The sequence below is a fragment of the Dyadobacter sp. CY351 genome (assembly GCF_021502625.1).
Classification (GTDB): Bacteria; Bacteroidota; Bacteroidia; order Cytophagales; family Spirosomataceae; genus Dyadobacter; species Dyadobacter chenhuakuii.
In genome coordinates, this window is the sequence record NZ_JAKFFU010000010.1 from 270,599 (window position 1) to 286,691 (window position 16,093).

General features: G+C 44.8%; 17 protein-coding genes. 5 read left to right on the forward strand and 12 right to left on the reverse strand.

The genetic code is table 11. The annotated features are described in order from the left end of the window. Positions 1-89: 89 nt before the first annotated feature. From L0660_RS18790 to L0660_RS18815, 6 genes are read right to left on the reverse strand one after another with little or no spacing between them, the layout of a single operon-like run. On the reverse strand, positions 90-656 hold the full coding sequence (locus L0660_RS18790; protein ID WP_233798093.1) for a 50S ribosomal protein L25/general stress protein Ctc: 567 nt from the start codon (positions 654-656) through the stop codon (positions 90-92). 37 nt (positions 657-693) lie between these two features. After that, positions 694-1,638, reverse strand: coding sequence for a ribose-phosphate pyrophosphokinase (locus L0660_RS18795; RefSeq protein ID WP_026632910.1), 945 nt, complete (start codon positions 1,636-1,638; stop codon positions 694-696). Positions 1,639-1,677: 39 nt separating this feature from the next. Beyond that, positions 1,678-2,253, reverse strand: a complete 576-nt coding sequence (locus L0660_RS18800) for a phosphatase PAP2 family protein (RefSeq protein ID WP_235160779.1) — start codon at positions 2,251-2,253, stop codon at positions 1,678-1,680. Next, positions 2,250-3,227: a tryptophan--tRNA ligase gene (gene trpS, locus L0660_RS18805; RefSeq protein ID WP_235160780.1), complete on the reverse strand. Its 978-nt coding sequence runs from the start codon at positions 3,225-3,227 to the stop codon at positions 2,250-2,252. The genes L0660_RS18800 and trpS overlap by 4 nt, the downstream gene beginning before the upstream one ends. 17 nt (positions 3,228-3,244) lie before the next feature. Beyond that, complete coding sequence (locus tag L0660_RS18810) at positions 3,245-3,568, reverse strand: type II toxin-antitoxin system RelE/ParE family toxin (RefSeq protein ID WP_235160785.1); 324 nt, start codon at positions 3,566-3,568, stop codon at positions 3,245-3,247. Positions 3,569-3,580: 12 nt separating this feature from the next. After that, positions 3,581-3,793 carry a hypothetical protein gene (locus tag L0660_RS18815; protein ID WP_235160792.1) on the reverse strand — a complete coding sequence of 71 codons (213 nt, stop codon included), beginning with the start codon at positions 3,791-3,793 and terminating at the stop codon, positions 3,581-3,583. 116 nt (positions 3,794-3,909) lie between these two features. Between L0660_RS18815 and L0660_RS18820 the strand changes: the two genes are divergently transcribed. The 5 genes from L0660_RS18820 (at position 3,910) to L0660_RS18835 (ending at position 9,403) form a co-directional block, all read left to right on the forward strand. Then, on the forward strand, positions 3,910-4,581 hold the full coding sequence (locus L0660_RS18820) for a DUF2461 domain-containing protein (protein WP_235160794.1): 672 nt from the start codon (positions 3,910-3,912) through the stop codon (positions 4,579-4,581). Between the two features lie 54 nt (positions 4,582-4,635). Beyond that, a complete protein-coding gene (gene dnaE / locus L0660_RS18825) occupies positions 4,636-8,286 on the forward strand; it encodes a DNA polymerase III subunit alpha (RefSeq protein ID WP_235160795.1) in 3,651 nt (1,216 codons plus the stop codon). An 87-nt stretch (positions 8,287-8,373) separates the two neighbouring features. Beyond that, a complete protein-coding gene (gene trxA / locus L0660_RS18830) occupies positions 8,374-8,706 on the forward strand; it encodes a thioredoxin (protein ID WP_026632915.1) in 333 nt (110 codons plus the stop codon). Between the two features lie 119 nt (positions 8,707-8,825). Continuing rightward, complete coding sequence (locus L0660_RS26390) at positions 8,826-9,011, forward strand: type II toxin-antitoxin system HicA family toxin (protein ID WP_409013434.1); 186 nt, start codon at positions 8,826-8,828, stop codon at positions 9,009-9,011. Further along, positions 9,008-9,403, forward strand: coding sequence for a type II toxin-antitoxin system HicB family antitoxin (locus tag L0660_RS18835; protein ID WP_235160797.1), 396 nt, complete (start codon positions 9,008-9,010; stop codon positions 9,401-9,403). The genes L0660_RS26390 and L0660_RS18835 overlap by 4 nt, the downstream gene beginning before the upstream one ends. An 8-nt stretch (positions 9,404-9,411) precedes the next feature. Here L0660_RS18835 and L0660_RS18840 read toward each other — a convergent pair whose 3' ends face one another. From L0660_RS18840 to L0660_RS18865, 6 genes are all read right to left on the reverse strand, one after another. After that, a complete protein-coding gene (locus tag L0660_RS18840) occupies positions 9,412-10,290 on the reverse strand; it encodes an aldose 1-epimerase family protein (protein WP_235160798.1) in 879 nt (292 codons plus the stop codon). Then, complete coding sequence (locus L0660_RS18845) at positions 10,287-11,507, reverse strand: aspartate aminotransferase family protein (RefSeq protein WP_235160799.1); 1,221 nt, start codon at positions 11,505-11,507, stop codon at positions 10,287-10,289. Before L0660_RS18845 ends, L0660_RS18840 begins: the two co-directional genes overlap by 4 nt. 57 nt (positions 11,508-11,564) lie before the next feature. Further along, positions 11,565-12,758 carry a hypothetical protein gene (locus tag L0660_RS18850; RefSeq protein WP_235160800.1) on the reverse strand — a complete coding sequence of 398 codons (1,194 nt, stop codon included), beginning with the start codon at positions 12,756-12,758 and terminating at the stop codon, positions 11,565-11,567. After that, complete coding sequence (locus tag L0660_RS18855; protein WP_235160801.1) at positions 12,751-13,593, reverse strand: type 1 glutamine amidotransferase; 843 nt, start codon at positions 13,591-13,593, stop codon at positions 12,751-12,753. The genes L0660_RS18850 and L0660_RS18855 overlap by 8 nt, the downstream gene beginning before the upstream one ends. Positions 13,594-13,706: 113 nt before the next feature. Continuing rightward, positions 13,707-14,807 (reverse strand): carboxylate-amine ligase, encoded by a 1,101-nt coding sequence (locus L0660_RS18860; RefSeq protein WP_233798105.1) that lies wholly within the window; start codon positions 14,805-14,807, stop codon positions 13,707-13,709. A 22-nt stretch (positions 14,808-14,829) separates the two neighbouring features. Then, the gene (locus L0660_RS18865; RefSeq protein ID WP_235160802.1) at positions 14,830-16,080 is read right to left on the reverse strand and encodes a RimK family alpha-L-glutamate ligase; all 1,251 of its coding nucleotides are present in this window, start codon (positions 16,078-16,080) and stop codon (positions 14,830-14,832) included. Between the last annotated feature and the right edge of the window lie 13 nt (positions 16,081-16,093).

Here is a 16,093-nt window from a genome sequence, read left to right on the forward strand (position 1 = left end):
TGTCACAGTCAAAACGGAACCGGCTATAAACAAATATGCCGACCAAAGGTCGGCACGTTTGCATCTATTAGCCATGAAAAATAAAATACTTACTTACCAAGTGTACCTCTCAGTGCACGTGGGATCTCAACTGAAGCAATCGGGTTGCTTGCGGCTGTTAATATAACGAAATTTTCAGCCTTAACTGCACCAACCTTAACAGATTTTCCTAAATCCAGCTCAGTTACATCAACATCTACGTAGTCTGGAATGTTCTCAGCCAAACCTTGTACACGCAATTTACGCAATTTTTGGTTCATTTTACCACCTTTCATAACACCAGATGATGTACCAGTCAATTTAACGGGAACGTCAACTTTAATTTCTTTGCCGTCAACGATCTGCAAGAAATCCGCGTGGATCAATGAGTCGTTAACAGGGTGAAATTGTCTTTCCTGCAAGATGGCATTATATAGAGTACCCTCGATATTGAGCGTAACATTAAAAATATCCGGTGTGAAAAGCAACTCGCGGAACAACATAGCCGGTGCATAAAAATGAACCTGCTCAGCTCCACCATACAGCACAGACGGAACATAACCTTGTGAACGTAGTTCGGTCGCTTCCGTCTTGCCGAGATTCGCTCTTTTAAACCCTACAATCTCATGCGTTTTCATAAGAATATTTAATTAAGAAGATAAAAAATAAAAAAATTTACTGATAATTTATAAACAAAGAACTAATAGATTCATGATCACGGATACGGCCTATGGCTTTTGCGAATAATTCTGCAACCGACAACACGCGTATTTTATCATTCTGTTGCTTCAAAGGAATCGTATCAGTGATAATCAGCTCTTCCAAAACAGAATTGGCAATATTTTCGTGCGCTTTACCCGACATAATCGCGTGGGTACTAATGGCCCGCACAGAATTGGCCCCTTTTTCGATAATCAATTCAGCAGCTTTGCAAAGTGTGCCACCGGTGTCAATCAAATCATCCACCAGTACAACATCCATGCCTTCCACATCCCCGATCACCTGCATACTCGCGATTTCATTTGCCCGTTTCCGGTGCTTATCGCAAAGGATCATATCAACATTCAAAAACTTCGCAAAATTACGCGCCCTGGCTGCTCCACCCATATCCGGCGATGCAATCAGCAGGTTTTTGAGGTTCAGGGATTTAATGTAGGGAACGAAAATAGACGTTCCTTCCAAATGGTCAACAGGGAGGTCAAAAAAGCCCTGGATCTGTCCTGCGTGCAAATCAACTGTCATCAGACGATCCACGCCCACAGAAGTAAGCAGGTTAGCAACCACTTTCGCAGCAATCGCCACACGTGGCTTATCTTTCCGGTCCTGCCTAGCGTAACCAAAGTAAGGAATTACCACAGTCACATAATGAGCAGAAGCGCGACGTGCGGCATCCACCATTAAAAGCAATTCCATCAGATTGTCAGCCGGAGGAAAAGTGGATTGGATCAGGAAAACGTCGCACCCTCTAACCGATTCTTCGAAGCTGGGCGAAAGCTCTCCGTCACTGAATTTCCTTAATGTATAACCTCCCAGCTCTTTGCCATAATACCTGGCAATGTCTTTGGCCAAATATTCGGATTGACTTCCCGAAAATATTTTTACTGTATTAAATGAACCCATTGGCCAAACTGAAATTTGCGCAAAATTAAATAAAATCGATCAGATACGGTAATATCTGGTCAAAAAAGTATGGTAAAGTTTCAAACAAAGCCACCCGACCGTCAGGCCGATCATGCATCCGATCACAATATCTGCGGGATAATGTACGCCTACATAGACCCTGCTATACGAATAAATAGCGGCCCAGATGAACAGGAACCACATGTACGGCAATTTTGTCCGTAAAAAAGCAAACCAGGTCATTGCCACAGCAAAACTTGTGGAAGCATGCGATGATGCAAAACCATAAAGTCCGCCGCAACCCGTGACCTGATGCACCAAACCCTGCAATTCGGGTTCGTGACAAGGCCTGTACCGAACGAAATAAGGCTTCATAAATCCGGATGTGATCTTATCAGCAATGATCACTGCAATCAGCACTACGGCGAGCTCTGCCAGTCCTTTTTTCCAATCCTTTCTTAAATGGACTGCAATTAGGACAGTGTACATGGGAATCCACGTGTATTTGTATGTGATCCAATACATTAAGGTGTCGAGCCAGGGCACATGCTGACCGTTTAACCAGAGAAAAAGATCCTGGTCGGAATTGATCAGCATGTCAACGCTTTCTGTCATGAGCTGAAACCGAGAACTTTACGGACTTTCGCAATCGTTTCCTGCGCAATAGCGCGCGCTTTCGTCTCGCCCGCTACAAGGATGGCTTCCAGCTCCTGCTCGTTTTCCATATAATAGTTGAAAATGCGGCGTGGCTCAGCGAATTTTTCCAGCATACATTCCAATAATGCTTGTTTGGCGTGCCCGTAGCCGTAACCGCCATTCAGATAGTTCTGACGCATGGTGGCAACGTCGCTTTCAGGGGCGATGAGGCTGTACAGCTTAAATGTAATGTCTGTTTCGGGATCCTTTGGTTCTTCCAAGGGCGTGGAGTCAGAAACAATCTTTTTAATCGATTTTTTCAACTCGTTTTCCGGAACGAATATATCAATGTAGTTGTGGTAAGACTTACTCATTTTCTGGCCGTCGACACCCGGGATCGTCATGATGCGCTCATCTATTTGCGGTTCGGGCAATACCAGCATTTCCTCTCCGGCGATCTGATTGAAGCGTGTGGCAATGTCCTTTGTCATTTCCAGATGCTGCTTCTGGTCTTTTCCTACCGGAATAATGTTCGCATTATAAAGCAAAATATCCGCAGCCTGCAAAACCGGGTAAGTGAACAAGCCAGCATTCACATCTGCCAGCTTCTCTGATTTTTCTTTGAAAGACGTCGCATTCGCCAGCATTGGGAACGGCGTGAAGCAATTGAGATACCACGCCAGTTCAGTATGTTCCTGAATCCTGGACTGTCTCCAAAAGACGTTTTTCTTAAAATCGAAACCGAATGCTATCCAGGTTGCCGCAATAGCACGGGCATATTCATGCCTTAATTTTCCATCTTTAATAGAAACAAGCGAATGAAGGTCAGCGATAAAAAAGAAGGATTCATTGTCAGGGCTTCTTGAAAGTTCAATAGCGGGAACGATAGCTCCCAAAATATTCCCCAGATGGGGCCTTCCACTACTTTGAATGCCTGTTAGGATTCTGGCCATTTATATATTGTTACTTATTATTTTATTGATTCGACAAAAAAACGAATGTCTTTAAGAGAAACTGTTTCTCGCTCAGATTTGTCATAAATGTCAAGAAGAAACAACTCGTTGTTTAGGATTTTGAAATATGTTATAATCCGCATTCCGCCGCTTTTGCCTTTGCGTTTACTTTTTACTTGCCAACGAATTTTGAAAATCTGTGATCCGAGCGGTGTGCCAGTTGTGGGGTTCGCGGATAGAGTTTCAATAAGAGACTTTACGTCTGTTTCTAGTGATGCATATTTTTTTGCAAGTCTTTTATACTCTCTTAAAAATTCATGTGTGTAAGTGATTTCAATCATTGGTAACGAGCTTTAATCTTTGAATAGATCGTTTATGTCAGGTTTGGGCAATTTGCCTTCTTCCATGAGCTTTACTTCTTTTAAAGCCCTGGTAAGCGATTCAAATAGCCACTGCTTGTCTGCTTCCTTTTTATCTGCCTTTGCTTTCAAGTCCGGCAGGTCTTTATTTAGCCTGGAAACAGCAGGCTTCTTCTTCTCTTCTTTGGACAAAAATGGACGGTTCATAGCTTTCTCCTGATTATCAGTTTTTAAGAGATTTTCCAATTTCTAATTTGTCAAAATTCGTTAAATTGAATCACAAAACGTAGTAAATTTGAATTTTATAGCTTCACCAAGATACGATGGAATCCAAAACACTTCACTTTTTAAGTCAACTAGCCGAAAATAATAACAGGGATTGGTTCCAGCAAAATAGAAAGGATTACGATGCAGCAAAGGCGGATTTGGAGCAACTGGTCGCTTACCTGATTCAGGAAGTAGGCAAGTTTCAGGATCTGGGCAATTTGCAAGTCAAAGAATGTATTTTCAGGATCAACCGCGATATCCGGTTTTCAAAAAATAAAGCACCATACAAAAATAACCTGAGCGCGGGCATCGGCCCGGGTGGAAAGGGCTCCGGGAAAATCGACTATTATCTTCAAATACAGCCAGGTAACAAGACGTTTCTGGGCGGCGGCATGTGGGAAACCACACCCGAGCAACTGGCCAGATTTCGTCAGGAGATCGATTACAATGCGGATGAGTTGAAGCAGATTATCCATGACAAAGAATTTCATGCCTATTACCCGAACATCGAAGGCGAGGCTTTGAAAACGACGCCAAAAGGTTACGCCAAAGATCATCCGGAGATTGAGCTCCTGAAACAGAAGCAACTTTTTTTCTCTCACACTTTCACAGATAAAGAAGTGGCTTCCAGGGACTTTGGAAAAATGGTCGTAGAAGGCATTTCAATCCTTAAACCTTTTACGGATTATATGAATTATGTTATATATGAACAGCCTGCGGAGTCCTGAATTTAAGTGCCTGCCTTTCTGATTAGTCCACAATTCCAATTTACATTTTAGCGTATGCAATTTTCACACTTGCACTGCCACACCCAATTTTCTCTTCTCGACGGTGCGGCGGATATAAAAAAGCTTTTCAAAAAGGCCAAGGAAGACAATATGCCTGCCGTTGCCATCACGGACCATGGAAACATGTTTGGCGTGTTCGAATTTGTGGCGGAAGGCAATAAGCAGGGCATTAAGCCGATTGTGGGATGCGAATTTTATGTGGTGGAAGACCGGCATATCCGACAGTTTACAAAAGATAAAAAGGACGTCCGGCATCACCAATTGCTGCTGGCGAAAGACGAACAGGGATATAAAAACCTGGTTAAAATGTGTTCGCTCGGCTTTATAGAGGGAATGTACGGCAAGTATCCGCGGATTGATAAAGAGCTGATTGTCAAGTATCATAAGGGACTTATTGCCACGACTTGCTGCATTGGAGCTATTATTCCGAAGACCATTTTAAAAAAGAGTGAAGAGGAAGCGGAGAGGGAATTTAAATGGTGGCTGGATCTGTTCGGTGACGATTTCTATGTGGAATTGCAACGCCATGAGATCTTCGATCAATTAATTGTGAATCAGGTTCTTGTTAAATTTGCCAGGAAATATAATGTTAAGATCATCGCCTCCAATGACTCGCATTATGTGGATCAGGAAGACTGGAATGCGCATGATATCTTGCTGTGTATCAATACGGGCGATAAGCAAAGCACACCTTCGGCAAAGGATTTTGACGATGATAAAGGCATTCCGAAAGGCTCGCGTTTCGCGTTTTTCAATGATCAGTTTTATTTCAAAAACACCAGCGAAATGATGAAGCTGTTCAACGACTTGCCCGAGTCGCTGGACAATACGAATGAAATTGTAGATAAAATAAAAGCCTTGGATCTGCGGAAAGATATTCTGCTGCCTAATTTTCCGATTCCCGAAGAATTTAAGACACATACTTTGTCGGAAATGTTTGGTAAGAAGGAACTTACGGCCGATGTGTTAAACCAGTGGGAATATCTCAAACACCTGACATTCGAAGGGGCGAAGTTCAAATATGGAACGATAACGCCTGAGATAGAAGACCGCCTGAACTTTGAGCTGCAAACGATCCGGAATATGGGTTTTCCGGGTTACTTCCTGATCGTGGCTGACTTTATTGACGCAGGCCGCAAAATGGGCGTTTTCATTGGTCCCGGACGTGGTTCGGCGGCCGGCTCCGTGGTGGCCTATTGCACCGGGATCACCAACATTGACCCGATCAAGTACGACCTGCTTTTCGAGCGTTTCCTGAATCCGGACCGTATTTCACTTCCTGATATTGATACGGATTTCGATGATGAAGGCCGTCAGAAAGTGATCGATTATGTGGTTAAAAAATATGGCTATAACCAGGTTGCGCAAATCGTAACATACGGCACAATGGCCGCCAAATCGGCGATCAAGGACGTGGCGCGCGTGATGGACCTGCCACTTGCAGATGCTAATATGCTCGCGAAACTCGTTCCGGACAAGCCTACCTATAATATGACGCTTAACCGGATCTTCACAGCGCCGCTGGAAGGAGAGGGGAGTTTGACGAAGAAAGAAGGAATTGCGCCTGAAGAGTTGGATAATGTGAAGAAAATGCGCGCTATTGCACTAGGCAACGACTTGCAGGCAAGCGTTTTGCAAGAAGCAAGAAGGCTGGAAGGAACTGTGCGAAACACGGGAATTCACGCAGCAGGGATCATTATCGCTCCAAGTGATTTAACTGAAATCATTCCCGTAAGCACATCCAAAGATTCCGACTTCCTGATTACGCAATATCAGGGGAAGATTATTGAAGATGCGGGGGTTATTAAGATGGACTTTTTGGGTCTGCGAAACCTGACGATCATTAAGGAAGCATTGCGGCTGATCAAGCAGAACCATAATGTTGATATAGTGATCGACGACATTCCGCTGGACGATCCGAAAGTGTTTGAATTGTTCCAGAGAGGCGAAACCAACGCGATTTTTCAGTTCGAATCCGATGGGATGAAAAAATACATGCGCGACCTGATCCCCGATCGTTTCGAGCATTTGATTGCCATGAACGCATTATACCGCCCGGGTCCGATCGCCTACATTCCGAACTTCATCCGCCGTAAAAATGGATTGGAGGAAGTAACATATGATTTGCCGGAACTGGAAGAGTATCTGGCTGATACATACGGGATTACGGTTTACCAGGAGCAGGTTATGCTTCTGTCTCAAAAGCTGGGCGGATTCACCAAAGGACAAGCTGATACATTGCGTAAAGCAATGGGTAAGAAGCAGATAGAAACGCTGAACAAAATGAAGGGCGACTTCATGAAAGGTGGCGCGGAGAAAGGCCTGGATACCAAAAAGCTCGAAAAGATCTGGACGGACTGGGAGGCTTTTGCATCTTATGCATTTAACAAATCCCACTCGACATGCTACGCCTTCGTTGCTTACCAGACAGCCTATCTGAAAGCGCATTATACCGCAGAATACATGTCTGCTGTATTGACGAGCTCGCTGGGCAACATTGAAAAGATCACATTCTTCATGGAGGAATGTAAAGCGCAGGGATTGAAGGTTTTAGGGCCGGATATTAATGAGTCTGACAGGCAGTTCAATGCAAACAAGAAAAGTGAGATCCGTTTTGGACTGGCAGGTGTGAAGGGAAGCGGCGACGCGGCAGTGGAATCAATCATCGAGGAGAGGAATCAGAACGGGCCGTTTAAAGACATATTTGATTTTATCATTCGCGTCAATCTGCGAACTGTTAATAAGAAGACGATAGAAAGTCTGGCTTATGCAGGAGGATTCGACTGTTTTCCGGAATATCATCGTGCGCAGTATTTTGCAACCGAGCCGGGGGAAACAGGAACGTTTATTGAAAAATTGATCCGTTACGCCAATAATTATCATGCAGAGAAGGCCTCGGCACAGTCGTCGCTTTTTGGTGCATTTGGTGGAAATGAAATATTGATGTCTAAGCCGAAGGCAGCCGAGGTTATGCCTTGGGATGATCTGGCGAAGCTGCGTTACGAGCAGGATGTGGTTGGTTTTTATATTTCCGGGCATCCACTGGATACATTCAGGGTAGAGCTTGACAACTTCTGTAACTGCACGGTAGACAAGGTGATGGAGATCGGTGAAAACGAACGGGCACCGAAATACTTTGGAAAGGAAATCAATGTGGGCGGAATCGTAACGAGTGCGCAGGAACGCATGTCGCGGAATGGCAGCTTGTTTATGATCTTCAAAATCGAGGATTACCGCGGCTCGATGGAAATGCTTTTGGGTGGTGAGGATTACATTCGTTTCAAAAATTACTTACAGGTTGGCCAGTTCCTGTACATTAAAGGCAAGGTGCAGAACCGCTGGAAACAGGAAGATCAGTTTGAGTTTAAAATTTCTCAGATCCAGCTGCTGACCGAAATCCGTGAGAAGATGTGCCGCAAGATCCGTATAAACCTGACTTTGGATCAGATTGACGCGCAGTTTATTCATTTGCTTAACGAAACCTTTGGTAATCACCCCGGTGCGTGCGCGGTAAATATGACCGTTGTAGATCCTGAAACGCATTTGGAAGTGGAAATGGTGTCGCGCGGTTACCGGGTTGCGCCTACGAATGAACTGTTCAAAGTGCTCAATGGATTTCATGGGGTAAAATTCTTTTTAAACTAACCTGATGCAGGGAGAATCAGGAACTTTTAGTTACTTATAATCCTTATTATATCAGATTTATAAAAAAACATTAGACATTTTTTCGACATGGGAAAAGCACTTGAAATTACCGATAGCACCTTTGAAGATCTCATCCAAGGAGATAAACCAGTACTTGTTGACTTTTGGGCTGAATGGTGCGGTCCTTGTAAGATGATCGGACCGGTTGTAGAACAATTGGCTGGCGAATACGAGGGCAAAGCAGTTATTGGTAAAATGGATGTGGATATGAACTCTTCGATACCAGCTAAATTCGGTATTCGCAGTATCCCAACATTGATGATTTTTAAAGGCGGACAATTAGTAGATAAAGTTGTAGGTGTTGTGCCAAAAACAACTTTAGAAGATAAATTAAACGCACAAATCGAGGCTACTGTTTAGTAGTAAGCGTTTTGTAGAAAGACTAAAAGCTTCCATCCGGAAGCTTTTTTTGTGAGCACTAGTTTGGAAATGGTATATAATTATATACCTTTGGATTCAACACTTTGCTCACACTATCAATGAAATATTCAGAGTTTCACCGTATCATACGGCGTAATGGCTGGTTGCATATCAGAACGCGAGGCAGTCATTGTATTTATCAGAAAAATGGCCAAACTTATTCGGTTGCAAATCATGGTGCAAGAGAAATGCCGGAAGGAACAAGGTTGAAAGCAATTAAAGGAATGAACTTAGAACTAAGATGAAAAAGATCAGAGTTGTAATCGAGCGGAGCAAGGATTTCTACGGCGCGTATGCTGAGAATGTTAAGATGTTAAATGGAGGTGGAGAGACGATCGACGAGGTTAAAAAGTCGGTTCTGGAATGCATCGAGATCATCAAGTCCTTTGACGATAGAAATATTCCCGCAGCTTTGAAAGGTGAATATGAAATTGTCTGGAAGTTCGACGTTGGAAGCTTTTTGAAATACTATAAAGGTATTTTCAGCCAGTCCGGCATAGCTCGATTGACTGGCATTAATGAAAAACAGCTTAACCACTATGCTTCCGGTTTGAAAAAGCCTCGTCCCGCGCAAGCGAAAAAGATTGAAGCTGCACTGCACCGACTGGGCAGTGAGCTTCTGGCGTTGAAATTGTAGCGATCAGTCTATTCGCTAATTTCAATCTCAAACTTCGCTTCGAACTTGTTGCCGGCAGCCAGCTTTAAAATGCCTTCTTTGGTTTCAAAGTTCTGGTCCGAGTCGGTGCTGTCGGCTATCCCTAGCCAGGGTTCGATGCAAACAAAGTTGCCGCCGGGTTTTGCCCAGATGCCAAGATATTTGAAGTCGTCGTAATGCAGGGTAATAACTTGTGGAGATTTTGTGCTTCGGAGACTTACTTGTTTTGAAACTAAATGTTTGAAAATCAGCGCATCGTTGTCAAACAAATGTCTGTTTAAATGAAGGATATTGGTGTTTTCGAAAACAGGCTTTGTGGTGTTGCCGACCAGGCCGTCTTTCTCTAACAGCCAGGTTGCGTCATTTTCAACAGCGTAGAATTCAAGATAGTAATCCTCGTAAACCTCATCGTCATGCATAGGGCATTTAAATGCGGGATGTCCACCCAGCGAGAATAACATTTCCTCATTTCCATGATTGATCACTTCATGATTGACAATGATCCGCTTTTCTTGCAGGCTGTAAGTAATGCGGAATTCAAATTCGAATGGGTAAATTTCTAATGTTGTTTCACTGAATTTAAGCCCGAATGTCAGGCTGTCGTTCGTTTGGTCGACAAGTTTTACGTCCGTATTATTTCTGATAAAACCGTGGCGCGGGACTGCATATTGCTTGCCTTTGTAGTTTACAAAACCATCCTTAATCGCTCCGATTACGGGGAAAAGTACCGGTGCATAACTCGCCCAAACCTCCGGATCGGCGTCCCATAAAAAGTCTTTCCCTGTAATGGCTGACTGGATCTGGCAAAGTTCTGCGCCTTTTTCCTGCACGGAAATTTTTAGAAAATGGTTTTCGATTGAGTAGTTCATATGTTGCTATCGTTCAAAACGGATAATATTACGTCGCAAGCTTCGCGGATCTGATCTTCGGTAATGGTAAGCGGCGGGGCAATGCGCATGGCGTTGTCGCAAAACAAAAACCAATCGGTAACTACGCCGCGTTCAATGCAGCGATCAATGGTATCCTTCAACTTTGCGAATGATTCCATTTCCGCCGCGAGCATCAATCCTCTTCCCCTTACTTCCTTAATGGCCGGATGGACCAGCAATGCTTTGAAAAGTGCGCCTTTTTCAGCGGCGGACGCCGCCAGGCCTTCCTCTAATGTTACTTGGAGTGCCGCCAGCGAAGACGCGCAGCTTACGGGATGGCCGCCAAATGTGGTAATGTGGCCAAGTATTGGATTGTTTTTGAAAACACGCATAATTTCCTGCGAAGCCATGAATGCGCCAATCGGCATGCCGCCGCCCATTCCTTTGGCACTGAGCAATATGTCAGGGTAAACATTAAACTGCTCAAAGGCCCAGAACGATCCCGTACGGCCATATCCTGACTGAATTTCATCAAAAATTAAAAGCGCGCCGGTCTCGGTGCATTTTTTTCGAAGTGCAGGAAAATAGTCATCACCCGGTACACGCACTCCGGATTCTCCGCCAATGACTTCAATGATAACTGCTGCCGTTTTATTTGTTATTTTTTCAATATCGTGCAAAAAACCATGCTGAATGTGCGTGACGCCGGGAAGCAGCGGGCGGAAATTTCGCTTGAAAAACTCTGCTCCGGCCAGACTTAATGCACCTTGCGTAGCCCCGTGATAAGCATTAAAGCAAGAAACAAATTCATCACGACCGGTAAATCGTTTGGCCAGTTTCATCGCGCCTTCGACTGCTTCCGTCCCGGAATTTGTAAAGTATACATTATCAATCAAACCATATGGCGAAGGATTTGCGCTCGATAATTGTAATGTTTCAGTGAGTGCCTTTGCAAGCTGCACTTGCGTGCTTTGTACATATTCACCGTACACAAGCAAGTGCATATGCTTTTCAAGTTGCTCATGGACAGCTGCTAACACCTTTGGATGCCTGTGACCAACATTGCTGACCGCGATTCCGGAAATCAGGTCCATGTATTTCCTGCCGTCCGGGCCGTACATATAGGCGCCCTCGGCTTTCACAATTTCTAGCGCAAGCGGGTAATCGGATGTCTGGGCGAGGTGATCGAAGAAGTGTTGACGGTGGGATATATGCATTCTAAATGTTCAATACTTTTGAAAAGTATTTTATTATTTAATTTTATAAAACTTAATTTACTTTTCGAAAAAGGCTGCGCTTCCGCCAACCCACGTAAAATCCTTATTGTAGCGGACCCCGATCATTTCGCCCCGGCTCAGTCGGCTCAGCGCGATGAACAATTCCGGTTTTTCCGCATTGTCATTCCAGCCGTACATCATGCGGACTTCACATTTAACCAACCCATCCGGCGCTTGAATGACAGGTTCGTAGGTCACTTTTCTTTGCAAAATATAGTTTTCCGGATCTGGCAATGATGCTAAGTCTGATTCCGCAATGTGCAATTGTACGCCTGAGCCAGCAAACGAAAAAAGCGGCTTTAAAACGTAATTTTCCAGATCAGCAGGAAAGTTGCCTTTATAATCATTTACAAAACGCGTTTCCGGAATGTATGGACTTTGGAGAAAGGGAATTGAAAATTTGCTGATCCTGAAAAACCAGTTCGGATGACCCACCCAGCTTACATTTACTTCGTCCGAAAGACGGTAACTCGTTTGCAGGTCGGGATAGTTAAGTAAATCATCGAATATGAGGCGGTTATAGATCCTTTTAACCTGGATTTTTCTGCCATTGTCTTCGTAAAATAGATCTTTTCCTTCTTTAATCAATTTGGTGTAACAAACAGCCTTGATGCCCAGCATTGCTTCTGTTACCGCAAAATCGACGCGCGTCTTTTGCTTTTCCGGAAAGATCTCTAAGAGAATGACATTTTCAGGTTTTTCACCAGCCAGGATCAGCTCTTTCAATTTCTCAACATAAGCTGTATACGAATCGGCGCCGAAGCAGTAACCGAAATTTTCAGGAATGTCGAAATGCTTTTTGAAGTTTTCGGACAAGTAAGCCTGATAGCCGAATAGGGAAGGAAAGCCTTGTAATTCAATCAATTGCGGAACGAGGTTTCCTTTCTCATCTTTACAAATCGCAAAGTCGATCGCCAGAAAAGATGTGTGCTCATTCTCATTAGGCACGGCTTGATCGGCCGGAACGGCCCTTTCTGTTTGACTTATAAATTCGGGCGAAAGCAATGTTTTGATAATTTGCTCCGAAGCAATGTTGATCTTTTCGAGCAAACCTTTCGGAACAAAAATCGGGGTTTCGGCTACGCGAAAATCAAGTTGATCGGGAAAATCGAGCTCGAACGACTTTACGAATTTTTCATATTTATCCTCCGTGAAAGAGTCATTGAATGCTTTGCGCGCTTGCTTATGCATAGGCAGGCTGAAAAGTTTTGTTCAAAGCATTTTTTAGAAACGCGGGTATGATCACAGATTCAGTCATCATAATCTTATCGGGATCATTCAAGTGCATGATCATATCATTGTATTTAGCTTCGCCATGATTGGCAATGATGGCGGCTTTTTTGTCTTCACGTAAAAAGTATCGGAGCATGCCTTCGGCATCCGCCTCTGGATGAAACTGTGTTCCTACGATCTCTTTGGAGAAACGGATGGCCATTATAGCGCGTTCCAGCGGCACATGCGGCCTGATTTTTTCTAAACAAAGCAGCTTAGCGCCCAGATCATCAAAAGCGAATTGGTTAGGCTGTGTAACCTGATAATCGCGTGAATCAACGATCCAGAACGGATCTGCCAGAGCTGTTAAAAGAGGATCCTTGCGCCCAGCAGCAGATTTGTATACAGGAAATGTGCCGAAGGAAGTTTTCCGTCTCTTGCTCACGCTCGCCAATTGCCAGTGAATGCAGGCCATCTGGAACGAATGACAAATTAGGAAGAGGTGTTTTTTGACCTTGTTATGCCGGCTGGCATTGAACCGCAGCATTTGATCCAAAAATCCAAAAAATTTCTTCTCCCAGGCCGCGCCGACCGGTGATGGGTTACCGGGGCCGCCAGTTGAAATGTATGCGTCGAAATCCATTCCGGGAATCTCCAATCTTTGTCGGACGTCGAAAACAGTGTAGGCAACGTCCAAAGATTCCTGCTCACCGAATGCAGTTATAATTTTTTTAATACAACGCATTCCTTCATTTTCGAAGCCATCGTACATATCCAGAATGGCAATCCGGAAATGTTTTTTGTTATCGTTCATCTTAAAAAGCTGCTTATTTAACGTCAGCCGTTAGCATTATTTTTAATAGATAGGGTAAATATGGTTAACAACCTGACCCGCTAATAGTTCGCCGCGAGCAGAAAAAAGATGCCTCAATCTAACCCGATTCTGGTTTCAGAAACGATGTAATCCACCACCGCGTTCATGCTTCCAGTTTGCTCGAACACAGCCAATTGGCGGTCAGCACCCGTTCCCATGGCCATAATTTGATGGATATAGTCGATCTCTTTCCGGCTTCCCAGCTCATCCACAACATCGTCTATAAATTCCAGCAGCTCAACGACCAGCATCTTGTATTCCACCTCTTCCTGTTTACCAAAGTCGATGAGCTTGCCGTGGATGCCGTAGCGGGCGGCCCGCCACTTGTTTTCATTGATCAACATGCGGTGATAGGGCCTGAATGTCAGGTTCATTCGGTGCAATTTATGGATTTTAGCAACGAGCGCCTGCATAATGGCAGCCAGGCAAATGGTCTCATCCGTACGCATAGGCACGTCGCACATGCGGAATTCAATTGTGTCGAAAAACGGATGGACGCGAATGTCCCACCAGATCTTTTTACCATTATCAATGCATTTAGTCTTTATCAGCAGATTGACATATTCATCGTATTCGGCTGCGCTTGAAAACGAATCCGGTATGCCGGTTCGGGGGAATTTATCAAAAACCTTGGACCTGTAAGACTTAAAACCTGTGTTACGACCGCACCAGAACGGCGAGTTGGTTGACAATGCATAAATATGCGGCAAGAAATATCGCACCGCATTCATAATCTGAATGGCTTCGTCCCGATTTTCAATCCCAACGTGCACGTGCAACCCGAAAATCAGGTTGCCGCGTGCTACGTCGCGCATTTCATCGATGATTTCGTCATAACGGGGGTCGGGCGTGATGAGCTGTTCAACCCAGTCTGCAAACGGATGTGTTCCGGCGGCGGCCACCTGCAGATTCTGCTTGTCGGCCAGGTCCAGGATCATCTTCCTCAGATAGGTAACTTCCTCACGCGCCTCCTGAATGTTATGACAAATGTTGGTGCCTACTTCCACAACAGCCTGGTGCATTTCGGCTTTCACACGCTCTTTCAGCGTAATCTTTCCGTCCTCAACAAGCTTTGACATATGTGACCTGAGATTCCTCGTGACAGGATCGATGGTCTGAAATTCTTCTTCAATTCCCAGCGTGAAAGTGGCCATAAAGCGTGCGTATGCGGTTAGTTTAAGGTTTTTTCAATTTAGAATTGGCGGCAGGTGCTTTGGTAGCAGCCGCTTTTTTGGTTGGGATTTTCGGGGTCGGCTCGCTCGGAACGGGCTGGTTGCCTTTATCCTCCACAAGCTTTGGCGATTTCTTCGGCGTAATGGCTTTCACCTTCACCTCTTTGGCAGAAGCCGGGGCTGCCAGCGGAGTCTCTGCGGATGCAGTATCGCTTACCGGGATGCTATCGGCAGGAGCGTCAGTGCTTGCAGAAGCGCCCGTGTTTTCAGCAGCATTCATGCTTGTAGGAGCACCCACGTTTGTGTGAACGCTTATCGCATCCTTTACAAATGTTCCCCAGGTCAGGTTGGTTTGGCCGGGCACATGGGCTTTGGCCTTTTCAATGGCCAGATTGGCGGCAGCTTCTACCACCCATTCAAAATTATCGCGGCCTACGGAATAAATGTCGGCATCCGGGGCAGGGTTGCAGAAGTCGATGGCGATGGGGATGCCATCCCGCACGGCAAATTCTACGGTGTTGAAATCGTAGCCCAGCGCAATGTTTAATCTTAATGTATAGTCTTTAATTGTTTCCAATAATTTTTCCCCTTCTTCGCCGGTCGCCTTCATTTCGGCTGCGTAGCGTAAATGATGTGGGTTTCTGGGTTCATAAGGCATGATCAGCACGTCTTTCTGGCCAATGCAGTAGCAACGGAAATAATCGGTAAACTCGATTTCTTCCTGCAACATCATCACCAACTGGCCGGTTTCCTCGTGCTTATGCCACATATCATGCGGGTTAACCACTTTATAAACACTCTTCCATCCACCACCGTCGTGTGGTTTCATATAGGCGGGAAAGCCGATATATTCAAATATTTCTTCCCAGGCCATCGGAAAAGCCAGGTTGCGGAAGGATGTTTCGGTTGTGTTTTCAGGGCGCTGTTTGGAAGGGATCAGCACCGTCTTCGGTACGGGAACTCCGATCTTTTCGGCCAGTGCGTTATTGAAAAATTTCTCGTCTGCGCTCCACCAAAAAGGGTTATTAATGACAGCCGTGCCGGATAATGCGGCGTTTTTCAGATATGCACGATAAAAAGGCACATCCTGTGAGATCCGGTCAATGATCACCGCGTACTCGGTCGGATCGGCTTGTACCACTTTATCAATCGTCACGGCTTCTGCGATGAAGCCGCTGTCTTTGCTATTCACTCTTTCAATAAATGCGTTCGGGAAAGTGTTTTCCATTCCAAACAAAATGCCAATTTTTTTCATATCCGGTTTTTGT

Excerpts from the sequence above, each read along its gene's own strand:
- L0660_RS26390 (WP_409013434.1), top strand. The coding sequence starts at position 8,826 with ATGAAATATTCAGAGTTTCACCGTATCATACGGCGTAATGGCTGGTTG.
- L0660_RS18855 (WP_235160801.1), bottom strand. The coding sequence starts at position 13,593 with ATGAACGATAACAAAAAACATTTCCGGATTGCCATTCTGGATATGTAC.
- L0660_RS18790 (WP_233798093.1), bottom strand. The coding sequence starts at position 656 with ATGAAAACGCATGAGATTGTAGGGTTTAAAAGAGCGAATCTCGGCAAG.
- L0660_RS18815 (WP_235160792.1), bottom strand. The coding sequence starts at position 3,793 with ATGAACCGTCCATTTTTGTCCAAAGAAGAGAAGAAGAAGCCTGCTGTT.
- L0660_RS18860 (WP_233798105.1), bottom strand. The coding sequence starts at position 14,807 with ATGGCCACTTTCACGCTGGGAATTGAAGAAGAATTTCAGACCATCGAT.
- trpS (WP_235160780.1), bottom strand. The coding sequence starts at position 3,227 with ATGGCCAGAATCCTAACAGGCATTCAAAGTAGTGGAAGGCCCCATCTG.
- trxA (WP_026632915.1), top strand. The coding sequence starts at position 8,374 with ATGGGAAAAGCACTTGAAATTACCGATAGCACCTTTGAAGATCTCATC.
- L0660_RS18820 (WP_235160794.1), top strand. The coding sequence starts at position 3,910 with ATGGAATCCAAAACACTTCACTTTTTAAGTCAACTAGCCGAAAATAAT.
- L0660_RS18810 (WP_235160785.1), bottom strand. The coding sequence starts at position 3,568 with ATGATTGAAATCACTTACACACATGAATTTTTAAGAGAGTATAAAAGA.
- L0660_RS18795 (WP_026632910.1), bottom strand. The coding sequence starts at position 1,638 with ATGGGTTCATTTAATACAGTAAAAATATTTTCGGGAAGTCAATCCGAA.
- L0660_RS18865 (WP_235160802.1), bottom strand. The coding sequence starts at position 16,080 with ATGAAAAAAATTGGCATTTTGTTTGGAATGGAAAACACTTTCCCGAAC.
- L0660_RS18845 (WP_235160799.1), bottom strand. The coding sequence starts at position 11,507 with ATGCATATATCCCACCGTCAACACTTCTTCGATCACCTCGCCCAGACA.
- L0660_RS18850 (WP_235160800.1), bottom strand. The coding sequence starts at position 12,758 with ATGCATAAGCAAGCGCGCAAAGCATTCAATGACTCTTTCACGGAGGAT.
- dnaE (WP_235160795.1), top strand. The coding sequence starts at position 4,636 with ATGCAATTTTCACACTTGCACTGCCACACCCAATTTTCTCTTCTCGAC.
- L0660_RS18840 (WP_235160798.1), bottom strand. The coding sequence starts at position 10,290 with ATGAACTACTCAATCGAAAACCATTTTCTAAAAATTTCCGTGCAGGAA.
- L0660_RS18835 (WP_235160797.1), top strand. The coding sequence starts at position 9,008 with ATGAAAAAGATCAGAGTTGTAATCGAGCGGAGCAAGGATTTCTACGGC.
- L0660_RS18800 (WP_235160779.1), bottom strand. The coding sequence starts at position 2,253 with ATGACAGAAAGCGTTGACATGCTGATCAATTCCGACCAGGATCTTTTT.